Source organism: Clostridium sp. KLE 1755 (genome assembly GCF_000466465.2).
GTDB lineage: Bacteria > Bacillota > Clostridia > Lachnospirales > Lachnospiraceae > Eisenbergiella > Eisenbergiella porci.
The window spans coordinates 66,647-82,977 of the sequence record NZ_KE992779.1 but is presented as its reverse complement, the minus strand read 5'-3'; the positions used below and the strand labels follow the sequence as shown (position 1 = coordinate 82,977).

13 protein-coding genes are annotated in these 16,331 nt (G+C 44.0%); 12 read left to right on the top strand and 1 reads right to left on the bottom strand.

The window, feature by feature from the left end; genetic code table 11:
• Positions 1–69: 69 nt before the first annotated feature.
• The 10 genes from HMPREF1548_RS27005 (at position 70) to HMPREF1548_RS26960 (ending at position 13,395) form a co-directional block, all read left to right on the top strand.
• Positions 70–477, top strand: coding sequence for an alpha/beta hydrolase family protein (locus HMPREF1548_RS27005; RefSeq protein ID WP_181970173.1), 408 nt, complete (start codon positions 70–72; stop codon positions 475–477).
• Between the two features lie 235 nt (positions 478–712).
• The gene (locus HMPREF1548_RS27000; protein ID WP_021640020.1) at positions 713–2,104 is read left to right on the top strand and encodes a GntR family transcriptional regulator; all 1,392 of its coding nucleotides are present in this window, start codon (positions 713–715) and stop codon (positions 2,102–2,104) included.
• Between the two features lie 318 nt (positions 2,105–2,422).
• Positions 2,423–2,785, top strand: a complete 363-nt coding sequence (locus HMPREF1548_RS26995; RefSeq protein WP_021640018.1) for a 4Fe-4S binding protein — start codon at positions 2,423–2,425, stop codon at positions 2,783–2,785.
• A 186-nt stretch (positions 2,786–2,971) separates the two neighbouring features.
• The gene (locus HMPREF1548_RS26990) at positions 2,972–3,211 is read left to right on the top strand and encodes a M13-type metalloendopeptidase (RefSeq protein ID WP_021640017.1); all 240 of its coding nucleotides are present in this window, start codon (positions 2,972–2,974) and stop codon (positions 3,209–3,211) included.
• Between the two features lie 161 nt (positions 3,212–3,372).
• The gene (locus HMPREF1548_RS26985; RefSeq protein WP_035324204.1) at positions 3,373–3,552 is read left to right on the top strand and encodes a hypothetical protein; all 180 of its coding nucleotides are present in this window, start codon (positions 3,373–3,375) and stop codon (positions 3,550–3,552) included.
• Positions 3,553–4,132: 580 nt separating this feature from the next.
• A complete protein-coding gene (locus HMPREF1548_RS26980) occupies positions 4,133–5,050 on the top strand; it encodes a carbohydrate ABC transporter permease (RefSeq protein WP_035324203.1) in 918 nt (305 codons plus the stop codon).
• Between the two features lie 13 nt (positions 5,051–5,063).
• On the top strand, positions 5,064–5,912 hold the full coding sequence (locus tag HMPREF1548_RS26975) for a carbohydrate ABC transporter permease (RefSeq protein WP_021640011.1): 849 nt from the start codon (positions 5,064–5,066) through the stop codon (positions 5,910–5,912).
• An 85-nt stretch (positions 5,913–5,997) separates the two neighbouring features.
• Positions 5,998–7,482 carry an extracellular solute-binding protein gene (locus HMPREF1548_RS26970; protein WP_021640010.1) on the top strand — a complete coding sequence of 495 codons (1,485 nt, stop codon included), beginning with the start codon at positions 5,998–6,000 and terminating at the stop codon, positions 7,480–7,482.
• Between the two features lie 109 nt (positions 7,483–7,591).
• Positions 7,592–9,814, top strand: a complete 2,223-nt coding sequence (locus HMPREF1548_RS26965) for a glycoside hydrolase family 43 protein (RefSeq protein WP_021640009.1) — start codon at positions 7,592–7,594, stop codon at positions 9,812–9,814.
• A 65-nt stretch (positions 9,815–9,879) separates the two neighbouring features.
• Complete coding sequence (locus HMPREF1548_RS26960) at positions 9,880–13,395, top strand: glycoside hydrolase family 2 (RefSeq protein WP_055725949.1); 3,516 nt, start codon at positions 9,880–9,882, stop codon at positions 13,393–13,395.
• 141 nt (positions 13,396–13,536) lie between these two features.
• Here the strand turns inward: HMPREF1548_RS26960 and HMPREF1548_RS26955 are convergent, their stop codons facing one another.
• Entirely contained in the window at positions 13,537–14,688 is a 1,152-nt protein-coding gene (locus tag HMPREF1548_RS26955) for a GntR family transcriptional regulator (protein WP_035324199.1), read from the bottom strand.
• A gap of 414 nt (positions 14,689–15,102) precedes the next feature.
• On the opposite strand from HMPREF1548_RS26955, the gene HMPREF1548_RS26950 reads away from it, so the two are divergent.
• Positions 15,103–15,522, top strand: coding sequence for an Hsp20/alpha crystallin family protein (locus HMPREF1548_RS26950; RefSeq protein ID WP_021640006.1), 420 nt, complete (start codon positions 15,103–15,105; stop codon positions 15,520–15,522).
• A gap of 130 nt (positions 15,523–15,652) precedes the next feature.
• On the top strand, positions 15,653–16,126 hold the full coding sequence (locus HMPREF1548_RS26945; protein WP_021640005.1) for an Hsp20/alpha crystallin family protein: 474 nt from the start codon (positions 15,653–15,655) through the stop codon (positions 16,124–16,126).
• Positions 16,127–16,331 lie beyond the last annotated feature (205 nt).

Genomic DNA, 16,331 nt, shown 5'->3' with positions numbered 1-16,331 from the left:
CAGAGAAGCTGGGGCTGCACGTCATCACAGGGCTGGCGGGGCCTGAAGACGCGGCAGGAGCGGGCAGGCGTGATGCTCTGGGATATGCAAAGACTCATGGATTACGCGGAAGGGCCGGATTATGTGGACGCAGAAAGGATCGGCTGCGTCGGTTTTTCCGGAGGAGGACAGGCCTCCATGTGGCTTGCGGCCATGGATGAGAGAATCAGCCTGGCAGTCATAAGCGGTTACTTGCACAACTATCCTGAAAGCATGCTTCACAGTCATTTGTGCTGCTGTAATTATTTTCTGGGGTTATGGGAGCTTGCGGATGTCAGCGACATCTGTTCCCTGATAGCGCCCCGGCCGCTCTTTCTGGGAAATGGGGACGAGGATGTGGAAAACGGTCCCAGGGGAATTGCAGGGCCTGTGGAGCAGGCTGAATTTTTAGCCTGGCACAGGCGGGGCGGCCTTCAGTCACCTGACCGTTGGGAATAAATATCCGAATCAGCAGGCGGACAAAGAACGCTGTTGACAGGAACCAACGTGGATTTGAGCTGTGTCCGATTTTGTGGATTTTAACGAAAGATTGTACAGCTTTTATTGCGGCCATGTACAAAGAGTGTTACAATCGAATCAGATCCTAATAGGGACAGAGTGCCGGTAATTTCTATGATATTTCATCAGCTTGCCGAAGCTGTGGGAGAAATCATTTGAATAAAGAGGAAAAGGGATGGAACAAAACAGAGGGCTTACAGATCTGATTTATGAATATTATGAATCCCGTATCCTTTTTGGAATATACAGATATGGGGAGCGGTTGTCGTCGGTGCCGCAGATCTGCGCGGCCTTCCGGTTAGGGCGGAACACGGTTCTGTCCGCATTGGATAAGCTGGAGAAAAACGGCTATATAGAAACAGAAGAGCGGAAAACCGCAAGGGTGATATATCAGGGATCGGAAGAAGTATTCCGGGAAAATGCCGCAAAATATTTTGTACCGCGCAAGGAGGGAATCATTGATTTCCAATATGCCGGTGAATTCCTTTTTTTGCCTATGTGGAAAATAGGGACGCCTGTCGTGGAGCTGGATGTATTAAACAGTGCATTTGGGAATGGTAAAAATAAGGGGAAGGTTACCATATCGCCGCCTGTAAAGCTGTATTTTGACATTCTGCGTGTATTTGACAATGAGCTGCTGATTAACCTTTACTGGCAGTGCCTGCGCTATCTGAAATTTCTGTATCCCCAACGGAATGAAAAAAGGCCGGTGTATGCTGTGGAGGGAAGGTTATCGCAGGAGCAGATCAATGATATGAAACAGGATTTTGATGATTATTTCACCAGCATGCAGGATGAGGTGCTTGATTTCATTGAGACTGCGCGTGAGGAGTATCATCTGGAAAATGTGAAGCAGATTCCCTTTTCATGGATAATCTGCCGCCGGAGGCCTCAGGTGCGTTATACCCTTGCTTCTGAAATCATACGTGAAATTCTGTGGGAGGATTATCCTGTGGACAGCTATCTTCCCTCTCTTCCTAAAATGGCGGAGCGTTACGGGGTGTCCTTAAGCACGGTGCGCCGTACACTGGATGTGCTGAACTCGTTGGGCGTAACCAGGACGTATATGGGAATCGGGACAAAGGTATGTCTGGAGCCGGTAGATATTAAAATTTTGGAAATTCCGGAAATACGCGAAAATTTAAAGATGCATGGAGAAGGAATGCAGATTCTGGCCCTGACGGTAAGCGGTGTGACGCTTTTTACGCTGGAAGCTGCCGAAGAAAAGAAGAAGGGGGAATTCTTACAGAGAATCAGGCAGCTTCATGGAAAAACAAGCAGTATACTCTGTATTGACGTTCTTTTAAGCTTCATCTCCAGTGAATGTCCCTCTTCTATTATCCGGGAATGCTATGAGAAATTGAGGGAGCTGGCAGCATGGGGCTATATTTTTTCAGCAGTAATGATGGAAAACGGAGAGCTGAACAGCAGCCTGGATGAGTTTATCGCGCTGCTGGAAGAGGATTTGCAAAAAGGGGATCTGCCTGCATTTGCCGGACGGTGGCAGTCGTTTATAGATAACAGGTTAAAATATTTTTATGCGAAGCTTTCTTTCCGGAAGAAATAGCAGGATTTGGCCTCCCAAGCGGGCGGCCCATGGATTAAACCGGCCATGCCGGGAGAACATACCGCAGGATGCGGCAGTTCTTCCGGCTTTTTTATGCTTATGCAACATAACAAAAATGTAATGTAAGTAAATTGTCTGCGTTTTAACAGCATGCTAGACTAAGGTCATCAGATGAGAAAACACGCAGGCAGAGAACAAGAGAAAAGGAGAGAATGTCATGAAAAAAATTGATAAGGAAGGCTGGAGAAAGATTATAGAGGAACATCTGTAGGAGGCATATTCTGGTTTTGCAAGCTAATCTGCCTGTCGGGAACGCTGATGGGAGGAATCGTGCTGACTGCGCTGAATCCCTTACTCAGAGCCGGGCTTGGTTTTCTGTTTGGCTGGAAGGTTTTTGGTCTCCATGTTGTTGTGGTGTGGGCCATAAAGGTATATCGTCCGTTTTGCCGCTATCTGTGTCCTCTGGGAGCCATCTACAGCCTGTTTAATCCCATCGCCCTGTACCGGTTTGAAGTTAATCAGGGAAAATGTACCGGCTGCAAGGCATGCCAGAGGGCCTTTCCTATGGATCTGCCTGTATACCAGACGCCTAATACTATGGAATGCATCCGCTGCGGAAAATGCTTAAAGGTATGCAAAAACCATTCCCTTCACAGTACATTTTCCAAAGATAAGGGCTGATGGCAGATAACAAAAAATAAAAGGAGAGCGTAAATGGAAAAAAGAGTATTGGTTCGTTTGCTGGCGGTGGCAATGTCGGCCGTGATACTGTTTGGAAGTGCTGCAGAGGTGACGGAGTCGGGCGGATAATATGAGGAAACGGTACAGGCGGCGGGTACGCCTGAAGAGAATGCCTGTGCCCTGGAGGTGCTGAAAAAGCAGGCTTCCCCTGATTATTATAAATTTTTCCGGGCCTATGCAAAAGCCTGGCTGAGATCCACATCCCGCAAAAATACGGAGGCTATGGCGGAATCGGACGAACATAGCCCCAGCATTCTGCGGGTCAACCGTGTGGTATGTAATTTCCAGGAATTTTATGATACCTATGAAATTAAGGAAGGGAATGGAATGTACGTTCCGCCGGAGGAACGGATTCAGATCTGGTAGGCAGAAGAAAGAAGAACATTTCCCAAAACGTATTCAAGATCCCGAAAAATGGTATGGCATAAAAAACTAAATTGTATGCCACATAATTCTCTTGTTTTCCGGCAGGAAAACGGCTGATATAATCAAGTCGTGGTTAAGAAACGGAAAGGAGAGAATGAAAAGTGCAGTATGAATTTATGAATAAACAGGACAATGCCGCGGCAAGACGCCGCCGCCGGATAAAACGGAGAATCAATGAAGGCCTGGTGGTATTGGGAATTTTTATATTATGTATTTTAACTGTCTGGCTGTTGTTTCAGATCGGGGCCTATGTGGCGGAGGTGAGGATGGGGTTGATGTGAATAGAAGAAATGACTTTTCAGGGGACGCGCAACGGCCGGGAGAGGTCTGGGACATACAGCGGCCGGGAGCTATCCTGGCATCAGACATAGTGGTAAGGTTTGAAAAAATATATTGAAAAGCTTCAGACTGTCGGATTTATATTAGTCCGGCGCCTGAAGCTTTTCTGCATATAGGAAAAGGGTACAACAGTAATATGTTTTGAATACGATAGAAAAATACAGGTAATTACTGTAGCCGATACTGATGGCAACTGCAATGGTGTATTGGAGGGAGTTTTGAGAAAAACTGCGGCCGGAAGCAGCCGTTCCCTGATGAGTTGTTGAGGGCCTCAAAACTTTCCCTATAACGCGTATTGGGAAGAACTGTCATCGAAGTAACTGTGTGGGTATAAGGTTGATGTATTAAATATAATGCACAATAGAAAAAAGCGGTAAAAATAATTTTTACTATAAAATGCATAAAAATATATAGTCTTTTTGAAATTATATACCATATATAGTATATAATTCACAATTGCCAAATGCTATAATCAGGGCAAATAAAGAAAACTTGCAAAAAGAAAGGAGATATTAAAGCATAATGAGTAATCCTGTGGTTAAAAGAAAATCAGGAACGCAGAGACCATTTTCTGAAAGAGTAGCTCCGGTAGTTTTTTTAGGGCCGGCAGTGATAATGCTGGTATGTATATCCATTATTCCGATTGGATATTCATTTTATCTAAGCTTTCAGTCATATAACCTTGCTATGCCTGCAAGTACAATACATTTTGTCGGTCTTAAAAATTATATAGATATGTTGGTCGATAAGAACTTTATTGCATCGATCCAATGGACGTTGACCTTTGCAGTAGTGGTAGTTGTTATTGAAACTGTATTAGGACTTGTAATTGCATCTATGCTCAACAGTGAAGCTTCAGTCCGTTTCGCTGCTCCTTTTAAGACACTTTTGATTATCCCTATGATGGTTGCAGCAGTGGTTTCAGCCACGGTCTGGAAGCTGATGTTCTATCCGGTTTATGGGGTAGTCAATAATACGCTTGCACGTTTGGGATTCTCGGAAATTAACTGGCTGGGAGAAACATTTTATGCAAAAATTGCCATAATAATTGTTGAAATATGGATGGCGACACCGTTTTGTGTTCTTGTTTTCCAGGCAGCTCTTAAGACGGTATCTACTGAAATGATAGAAGCGGCACGAGTTGACGGTGCGACAGGACCGCGTATTTTCTTTAGTATTACACTGCCAACTATCCGTAATTTTATCGCACTTGTGATTTCTATTCGCATCAGTGATGCATTACGTGCATTCGATGCGGTTATGCAGTTGACCAATGGCGCACCGGGAGCCTCTACAGAAACAATTGGAACAACAATTTATAAAACAGCGTTCCGATATAATAATGTGGGACAAGGTTCGGCAGGAGCTTTTATCTTTTTTGTGGTGGTCTCAATTGTAGCTGTTGCTACTATGCTGATTATGCGCAAACAGGACGATTGAAGGGAGGAGGCATATGAAATCCAAATATTTAAAAAAGAAACGTTTGGTTCAAGTGGGAATTTTCATTGGTCTGTGTGTGTTTAGCTTTTTCTTTGTCTTTCCGATTTACTGGGCTGTGACTATGTCATTTAAATACAATGAGGATATTCTTACTACGGTGCCGCAGTACATTCCCACACGGGTGACAACAGCACATTACATAGAGATTTTTCGTAAATCCAATTTTCCGACGTTCCTGTTTAATAGTGCCAAGATTGCAACTTTTACTACCCTTTTATGTGTGCTGGTAGCTTCTATGGCAGGCTTTGGTCTCACACGTTTCAGGTTTAAAGGAAGCAAAACAGTGTCCTTTGGTATTTACGTCATTCGAATGATACCAGGATTGCTTTATACAATCCCATTGTACATTATTTATCTGAATCTGGGACTTTTGGATAATTCCATTGGCCTTATTGCAGCTTATTGTACTTTTTCATTGCCTATGTCGATTTGGCTGTTTCTAAATTTTTATGATGAAATTCCGCGGGAGATTTATGAATCAGCCAGTATTGATGGGTGTTCCAGTTACCGGATGTATTGGAATATTGCTCTTCCTCTGGTGCTTCCGAGTATTTCGGTAGTCGCTATCCTGTGTTTTATCGGAGCATGGAATGAGTTTGGACTGGCATTAACGCTGACATTCCGGGATGAGGCAAAGACCCTGCCGATTGCTATCAATACTATGATTCAGCGTGACCGGGATACGCCCTTTGGCTCAATTGCTGCGGCAGGCACATTATCAATGGTTCCAGCTATAATTCTCTCACTCACCATGCAAAAATATATTGTAAAAGGCTTTACAGCAGGAGCAGTGAAGGGATAGGTACGCAGTCAATAAAAATTGTATCGTTCCAGCCGTTATGATTGCATAAGGGTGGTTCGGACACTCACACAAAGGAGGTTATTTTATGAAAAGAAAGATTCTGGCAATTCTTCTTGCACTGACGCTTCTGGGTAGTGCGACAGGGTGTGGTAGTGGTACGCCTGCAGCAGATCAGAGCAGTGGTGCAAACGCATCTCAACCTGAAGAAAGTCCTGCCGGAGAAACATCGGGTGGAGAAGAAAATGCAGCTGCTGAACAGGTTTCTTCATCGGGAGCCAGGGTTGCAGATTATCCCATGCTGGATAATCTGGATCTTGACGGGACACTTAAACCAGGGATGTATGAAGGAAAAAAGATTGTAGTTGCATGTTCAGGTGCCAATTACGAAACAGTATTTAAAATTTTTGCCTCTCTTTTCGAGGAAATGACAGGGGGAGTAGTGGAAGTACAATCCTTCCCGGATCAGCTCTTTGAGAAAGGGCAGATGGGACTGACAAGCAATCAGTTCGATATTGTCTGTATGCCGATTGCGTATATTCATTCTTTTGCCCATGCAGGTCTGCTAACTGATATTACTGAAATGCTGGATACGGTTGCCAGTCCTAATTACGATGAGAAGGACTTCCTTACAGGCATGTATGATACCTATTCCAGATATAATGGTATGCAGGTTGCATTTCCTTTCAAGCCTGATTCAATGGTATTTTTCTATCGTAAGGATCTGTTTGAAGACGAAAACCTGAAGTCCAAGTTTAAAGAAAAATACGGTCGTGAATTGACTGTTCCTGCGACACCGGAGGAGATGCTGGAAGTGGCGGAATTCTTTACAAAGTCAGAAAATCCCGATTCACCTGTTGACTATGGATATTCAGGAGTTTTGTCCAAGGGATCCAGTCGGTTCACCTGGTTTAACCATTTAGGATATTTTGGGGGAGAAGAAATCGGGGATAATTTTACCCCTGGATTTACGGATGGCAGTGGAGTTAAGGCACTCCAGTTCATGCTGGATTTGGTGAAATTTGCACCCAAAGAGAGTATCACCTTTGACTGGGATACCGGAAATACTTATTTTGCTCAGGGCAACGCAGCGATGATGGAGCAATGGCCGGGCTTATATATGAATTGTGAGGCAGATGGCTCTCCCACAAAGGGAAAGGTTGGATATGGTCTTGTTCCGGGCGGAAGTCCTTGTTTGGGAGGATGGGCAATGTCCATTGCAGCCAGTAGTCCCGAACAGGAAATGGCATTTAAATTCTGTGAATTGGTTACATCCAAGGATGGTGAGTATATTAAGGCACCGATCGAAATGGATCCCTGCCGTGCATCTAACTATGAACGAGATATTTTCCTTGAATTGGGCAATCCGGTTTACGATGCGTTAAAAGAAAATCTGGCGGCGGCTTCTCAGCTTGCAGATACAGATATTCCATACGTTTCAGCTCAGATAGGTGATGTTGAAGAAATAGCTATCCAATCTGCACTGGTCGGTGATATCACGGCACAGGAGGCAATTGACAAAATTGCAGAAGAAATGACCAAGGTAATTGACAGCGTCAAGGATGACCTATGACAAAATCTTTGGGCTACGCAATTGCGTAGCCCTTTTTCTGACAAAAGAACAAAACATGTATCATAAATTGTTCGAGAGTCAGCTTTGGAGAGAAAGAGAGGAATAGTCTATGAAGCAATATCAAAATCCGATTCATCTGCCTGAACTGAAAGGTGAAGGAATGGAAGAGGGCTGGGCTAAGGTTGGTGATCCGTTTGTATATCGGTTTAATGGTCGGTATTATCTGTACCCTTCTGCAGGTCCGGATGGTATTGTAGCTTGGGAATCTGAAGACCTGACGAATTGGGAATGTATTGGAATTGTTGCAGATGATCCAATTCTAAGCTACGCTTATGCGCCTGAGATTTTTTATTTTAATGGTATTTTTTATCTAATTACTTCTCCACGTGGGGAAGGACACTATATTTATACTTCCTGCAATCCTACCGGTCCCTTTGAACGGCTTACGGATAATTTTGGACAGACAATTGATGGTTCCATATTTGCCGACGATGATGGTTCACTTTATTTATTTCGGGCCGGAAATCCTTCAATATATGCTCATAAGCTGGATCGTGATGGAACAGTCCATGAGGCTCATGAACTGTTTGGTACATCAATGGGACATTGGACAGAGGGGCCAGGCGTATTCAAACGAGCCGGACGTTATTATATTACCATGACAGGAAATCATCTGCTGTCTCGGGGATACCGAATTGATTATGCTGTCAGCGAGAAAGGACCGTTAGGTCCATGGATGGTTCCGCGCAATAAGACAGTATTGGTTAATTCTGATTATGAAAGCGGCAGCCTTGGCCATTCCTCCAGTGTAATTGGTCCGGATCTGGATAGTTACTGGATTTTTTATCATAGCTATCCTGTGGATCGAAGGGGAGAACGGGATGGTCGGAATTCGCGGATGGATCGTATTCTCTTTCCGGGAGACGAATTGGCAGTGAGCGGTCCATCACAAGGAAAATGCCCGGTTCCTCCTCGCGCAGATTTTTATGGCTGGGCGGACAGTAAAGAGGATGAAAAAAAATTTCTGCATACCATGGGCCAGATTCTTTCTTCCGAAGAACTGGGAAAGACCGGGACAGCGGAGGTTACATTGATACCGGGAAATGACGGGATTGCGTTATTTGCATATCGAGACGGACAGGAGTATATAAGTATATCCTGCGCAGAAGGCCGGTTTACGGTAAGTCTGGTAAAGGAAAATGAGCAGGAATGTCTGTTGGATAAAGAACTCTTTGAGGGATTTCGCACAGATGTGCTGCATTCCCTGCGCGTGGAATTCGCTGCAGATGAGACTCGTTTTTTTATTGATTTGATGATGCAGGGGCATGTAAGAGTATTGGATGGCACAGGGCGAATTGGCTCACAGAAAGCTATGCAGACATCATACGTCGCTTTCCACGGACAGGTTGGACAGTCAGGAGATCGGCTGCATTATAATAATATTCCAGGTACGGCTTATGCCTTATTAGCTATGCCGGGTTCAGACGGAAAGGAGTTCCGGTGTGCCGACGGGCAGCGGCATCTCTTGTTGCGTGGAGGTGAAACGATCCGACTGCGTATTAATGTGGAAAGAACTGGAGCATATCATATTCAGACGTTGATACAGGCATTTGGAGATACAAATATTAAATGTTGTTTCCAGACAGGTGACTTTGAAATGAGGTTGGACAGGATGGAAACCATGCGGCGTATGGAAATGAATGTTATTACACTGGAGGCAGGAATGCAGGAATGCAGCCTGACTGTAAAGGAGGGAGAAGTGCTTCTTTACAGCATGGAATTATTCCCTGCTCCGGAACCGGAACAGAGAGAATATTGTGGATTGGAGCTTTGCCATATAGCCGATCAGATCGAAGGAGATATCAGTATTGATCGTGTGGAGGGCATGCAAATGGATCGCAAAGGGCATGTACTTTCCCGGTTTGGAAATCGATTTCATACAGATGGTTTTATAGAAGCAGATATTTTATTTTATGAGTTTGATTCGGATAATCCTTCCGGGCTTTTTCTTCGCGTGAGTGAGGATTCCAGTTATCATGAGCAGGTTCATATCGGGCACCGTGGATATTTTTTGGGATTTGACGGTAATGATATGTTCATTTGGCGGATGAATTTTGGGAAAAAGGAGTTGTGGCGCCAGCGTTGTCTGCTTTTGCCCTGGAAAGAATACTGTATCCGTATGGAGATCTATGGTGGTTCAATCGCTGTCTGGGTTGATGGGGAATGTTTGGTAACTGTAACTGAAAATGGGCCTTTTCCTTATGGACGTGCAGGAGTTGGCTCCTTTGGGGCACGAACACTTGTTAAAAGAGTTCAATACGAATTGAGGTGAATGACGTGTTATATGATCATTTTACAGACGAGGGACTAAATTTATCCATATGGCAGTTCTGCAACATGACAACACCATGCCTGGAGATGCCGTATCACGTGGGAAATTCCTGCATTGCGCTTCCTGAGCATGATATATGGAATGAAGGAAATTGTCTGCTGAGCCGCGCCTTTCTTCAGGAAAGCAGTGTTGTTGCAGCTGAATTTACCGGATGGGATGAAGAGTGCATGGGGTGCGGCGTTGGCTTCTATGCCGGGAACAGTTCTTTTGGAAAATACGTGCTTCTTGCTGCAACGAATGATCAAATTGAACTGAGGGTTCATTCAGGCAGTCAGAATGGTGAGGCCTTTATGAGCGGCGGTCAGCCCAAATGGCTGGTAGTTGCAAAGGTCGCCTGGAATAAGACGTTTCCGGTCCGGCTGACACTGCAGAGAGAGGGAAAACACTATACGGCAAAGCTATTTGATAACTTTCTGCTGGAGGCAGATATTCCGGAAATTTCAGGAGATGCCCGTGCATTAATTAAGGCACTCCCTTGGCATGAGCGATTTGAAGCATGCCATGCTTATCTGGACTGGGCTATGATAGATGGTTTTGCACCTATATGTACTCTTTCGGGACAGATATTAGATAACAAGGAACGGCCTGTGGAATGTGCGGGAATTCATTTAGCGGGATTTGATCATTTCTTTACGCTGACTGATCAGGAGGGATTCTTTACGCTGGAAAATGTGCCACGTGGAAAGCAGGTTCTTATCGTGGCAGCAGAGGGATTTCTCTTTACGCGCAGGGAACTGTGCTGTATTCCCGGACAATTGAATTCCTGCTGTATTCATTTACAGACGCAGACTCCGGAAACTACTCCACGCCGTGAGTATAACCGTCCTATGTTTGATCGTAGTGGGCATGGATGGCTTTCACTTAACGGAACCTGGCAGTTTCAGTTTGATCCGAATAATGTGGGAGTGAAGGAGCATTGGTATGAAGAACATGCACCTCAGTATGATCGACATATTCGTGTACCATTTTCCTGGGCTTCCCTGATGGGATTTGGTGAAGAGCATTTGGCTTGCGGCAGTACATTACATGAGATGAATACGCAGTTTAACAATTATCATTTAACAGGAGAATACGCATGGTATAGACGCAATTTTACTATACCGGATTCTTTTCCGGATAACGAGCATATAATCCTGCATATTGGTGCGAGCTCTAATGTAACTTATGTTTGGCTTGATAATGATTATCTTGGAATGAGGGAGGATGAATACAGTGATCTGGAGTTCGACCTTGGACTTCTGGAACCTGGATCTGTACATGTGCTGGTGGTGAAAGTTCAGTTTCCTCATGATATTCTTTCTCATAATATGGGAAAACAGATTTTTTGGTTTTCCAGTGCTCCGGGGATTTGGCAAAGTGTGTGGATAGAGCCTCGGGCAGAAGCTCACCTGACACGCGTCCGGCTGACCCCTATACTGGATTTTACAAATGGCGTATGTACGCATGCAGCAGTATTGGCAGAAGTGGCCGCAGAGAATGCACCGGATGGGATAGTAGAAATGACCCTGACAGCTCCGGAAACAGGAAGGTTATATCAGGTGGATATTCCGCTATGCGCTGGTGAGGGAAAAACGGAAATAATCATAGATGATCCCAAACTCTGGGAATATCGTCATGGAAGGTTATATGAAGTTCTTTCAGAGCTTATAATTGGTGGAAAAGGCATTGACTCTGTCAGAAGTCATGTGGGACTGCGTAAGGTAGAATGCCGTTGGCTGCCGGGACATAGTCCGGAGGATACGGATGATCCACTGGAGCAGTATCAATATCTCTATCTAAATGATCTGCCGTTTTATGTGATCGGAATCCTCGATCAGTGCTACAATGCTTTTGGTATCTATACCTATCGTAGTCTTGATGAAGAGGGAGAAGAGGGCAAACGAGGATCCATCCGTTATGATATTGATCGAACGATAGCATATGGTTATAATCTCTCACGCGTACATATTAAAGAGAATGAACCACTTTGGTACAATGAATGCGATCGGCGGGGACTGCTGGTATGGACAGAGCATCCGGGAAATTTTTATGCAACTCCGGAAGATCCCCGATGGCAAAAGGCTTATTACCGTGAACTGGATGGCATGCTTGAACGTTTACATAACCATCCCAGTATTGTAATTGTTTCTACGATCAATGAATCATGGGGAGTGGAAGGCTGCCATGTAAGTACGCCCTGGGAAAATGAATTGCGTTATCAGTTCCTGCGGGATAATGGATATCGGGCAAAGAAGGCATGGCCTCACGTGCTTGTCTGCGATAACTCAGGGTTTGGTAAAACGGAGGCTTGTGAAATTAATGATTTTCACTATTATCCTGCAGAGCATTGGGAGGCAAAAGAACGTTGGGAAACGTTGATACAAAGCTGCTATCCTGGTTCAACCTACAACTATATTAATCGAGTCCGTGCACCACATTGTGTTGGTGAAGCAATACAGTCAGGAAAACCTATCTTTATCAGCGAATTTTTGCATATTAATGGAATTGACATGCAGCTGCGAATGTTTCAGAAAATTGCAGGCTATTTACGTATGAATGTTGCATCACATGAGATGGAGGATTCCGGGCCGCTGACAGCTGAACGTTATGAACGTGACTATGGCTATGTGGATCATCATATGAATCCGCTGGGATATGATATGGTCAATAATATGGATATGGTCGTAGCTGACTGTAACCGTATTGAACATGTACATTCCGGTCAAAAACTGAGTATTGACCTTTATACTTCCCATTTCGCATGGCGGGATATGAAAAACCCCGTACTGCATGTGACTGTAACGGGTATAGATTGGCTGGGACGTTATATAGAAGGAATTATTACTATAGAACGTTCCATAGATTTTAAGCCATTCGTTGTGGAGCTGCAGGATACTATTGAATTTACTGTCCCGGAAAAAATGCGTGGGGCATATGTCTTTTTCTATGTAGAGGATGATGGAGATATTTTATGCCGTAATTATATTCAGCTTTATATAGAGGAAGCCTGCATGGACAACCGGATGGGTGAAATCACAATTTCTCCTGGCATGTATACACGTGCAGATGGAAACTATGTACAGGTTTTCCAGGAAGAAGGTGTCTGTGCAGTCAGTGTATGCGGAAAAGGAGAACTGCGCTATGTTGTAGAACTGCCGGAAACTATAACGGCAAGTCTGCTTATTTTGGAGGCAGGGGCGCGAGAAGGTAAAAATGCCATTAAAGTGACGGATGAAATTCTTTTTGGGACACAGATAGAGGTATACTGGGATGGCAAATATACGGATACACTAAAACCTCAGGATGATCCTTCAGATGAGCGTGCTCTGTTCTCAAATGGTTCACAGGGAGGAAATCCTTATAACTACCGCAATACTGGACGCCTTGGTTACGGAGAAAGATTTGAAGTACAGCTGCCGACGAATGCACTGGAAGCAGGAGTGCATGAACTTATATTGAAAAGCAGCGGCGGCGGTATGACAATTTATGGCCGGTATACAGGCAGATATGGTATGGATCCTACAATTGTATTTGAATCATAAACATAGTATTGTAATCCTGCTCTTATAATAGCAGGAATATAAAAAGAAAAATGTATGATTTAAAAGGCACGGAATCGCTTCATATGATTCTGTGCCTTTTTATATATTAAGAGATTTAAGGTAAACTAAAAATATTTTAAGTCAGTAAATCTGATTGGGTCCTTTGATTAGATAGCGCAGGCTTTGTGTGTGAGTAGGCTGAGCGTCCATGTAAATAAATGAAGTGGGTATTCGTGTGTGAACAACAGTAAAATCCCCCCGGATCTGTGTAATCAGCAAATCTATCGCATTCTGTACCATAGTACGGTAATCCTGTTGTATAAAATGGACACCAGGCAAATAGGGAGGATCAAAGCTGACGATTTCAAAATCCACACCGGGTGTCCGTTTCATTTGGATTACAGCATAATAAGCAATCTGTGCTATTTCTGCATTGGCACAGAAAAAGCCGCGAAGCTGGCTGTATTTGCGCAGATGCTGAAGAATAGAAGCCATGATATATTCAATACGATTTTCATTGCTTTTGTCCAGAAGCCGAAGATCATCTATCATACAGTCGTTCTTTGGGGTAAAGTGAAGCCTTGCATTGGCGAAGGCTTCTCTAAAACTGTCATATCGTTCAGTGACGGTACTGTTGCAAAGGGGAAAGTGTAATATCGCAATTTGTTCGCCTACTGCATTCAGAAGATAATCCGCAGCTAAACGGGATCCCTGCCGGTTATCTGAAATAATATAGGATCCCCCGGTAGTTTCCAGATAGCGATCGATAAAAACAAGAGGATATGGGGCTGTTGTACCGCAGCCACGGATCAGTCTTGAAATCATAGGGCTGTTCATTTCAGTAACTACAGGAAAAAGGATGGTTCCCTGGACACCGCTTTTTATGTACTGGTTCAAAAGCTCTTTTTCAGTTCTTACATTCTCCTGAGAACAGCAGGAGTAAAGGCGGTAATTATTTTTCTGGCAGAGCTCGTTCAAATACATCATGTATGTTTGATCAATGAGCGATGATGCGCTGGGGAAAATTGCACCAATTGAAATAGGACGGTCATTACTGTCCGTCCGGGAAATGGAATAAGGACTTTTACTTACAAATGATCCCTTTCCCCTTATACGAGTGATTAGTCCGCGGTCTGCCAGTGAATTCAGGGCATTTTTGGCCGTAATGGCACTTACATAATACTGCTCGACCAATTCTGATTGGGACGGAATTCTATCTCCTTCCCGCAGCTGGCCGGATGCAATCATATTAAATAGATCCTGTTGAATCTTTTTGTACATGGGAATTGACATCGTTATCTCCTGGCATATTAGCTTTGAATATAAACAAAAGTTAGTGATTACATATATTAATTATTTCTACAAATCTATTGTATCAAATTGAAAGTGCTGTGGCTAGTGTATGTGATAAATATTATGATGTTGGAGGGTGAATAAAACTTTGTCTAACTCCAACATTAAACCTCTGCCTCCACAAATTTAACTTTCGTTATGAAAAGCCGCCCCCACAAATTAAAGAAAATAATTAGCACTCACCTCTTGACATTGCTAATAATGCGTGTTATATTACAAATAGAACAAAGGAAAGGACAAAGATACAAAAAGCAATAAACATCGAAAGATGAGGGTACTTTTATACCGGAGTCGGAACCTGCGTTCCAGACATGTAAACGATAATTTTTATTTTACAGAAAAGGAGCGATAATTATGTTAATGCCTAGTATTTTTGGAGAAAATTTATTTGACGACTGGATGAGCTTTCCGTTCAGGAATTTCAACACGAACAGCCTTATGAAAACTGATATCAGGGAAACGGACGGCAGCTTTGAACTGGACATTGATATGCCCGGGTTTAACAAAGAGGATTTAAAGGCGGAGCTGAAGGAAGGCTACCTTACCATCAGCGCTTCCACGAACAAAGATAACGGTGAGAAGGACGAGAATGGCAGATATATCAGAAGAGAAAGATATGTGGGTTCCTGCAGCAGAAGCTTCTACGTGGGCGAGGATATTAAGCAGGACGATATCAAGGCGAAATTTGAGAACGGTATCCTGAAGATTTCCGTTCCTAAGAAAGAAGCGCAGCCGAAGGTGGAAGAAGATAAGCACATTGCGATTGAAGGCTGACAAAGTGGCAAGGCTTACAAGGCCGTCGGCAATAAAGCCGGATGCAGCGGCCCGGATAGAGAAAGGCCGCTGTAAGAGGAGAATGCTGTGGTAACTGGTGTCTGATTTCAGAAGAATGGAGGAATGACTTATGTTGATGCCCAGTATTTTTGGAGAGAATTTATTTGATGATTTCATGGATTTTCCGTTTGATGATAAATGGGAGAAGAAGCTGAACAAGGAGTTCTTTGGGAAAAAGAATCCGTTGTACGGCAAAAATGCTTCCCGCCTGATGAAGACCGATGTGCGTGAAACAGATAATTCCTACGAACTGGATGTGGATCTGCCCGGATTCAAGAAGGACGAGATTCAGGTAGAGCTGGAGAACGGCTATCTGACAATCAGCGCAGAGAAGGGCCTGGATAAGGAAGACGAGAAGAAAGGCAGGTATATCCGCAGAGAACGTTACGCAGGAGCCTGCAGCCGTACCTTCTATGTTGGCGAGGATTTGGAACAGGCTGATATTAAAGCCAGCTTCAAGCATGGTATCCTGAAGCTTTCCGTTCCCAAAAAGGAAGAAAAGAAACAGGTGGAAGAGCATAATTATATAGCAATTGAAGGCTGATTCCGTCTGCCGCAGGGCAGGCCGGACAATCGTTTTGGATAATATGGAATTGGAAGTTTCCTCCTTTACAGGCATCGGCGAAGCCGGGCGCAGCAGCGTTTCCCGCTTTGCCGGTGTCCTTTTTTTGTTCGCGGAGGTTTGTGCAATTATGCCATTTTCCTTTTTCACGTACTGTGTTAGACTTATCCTCAGAAAATAATGCAGG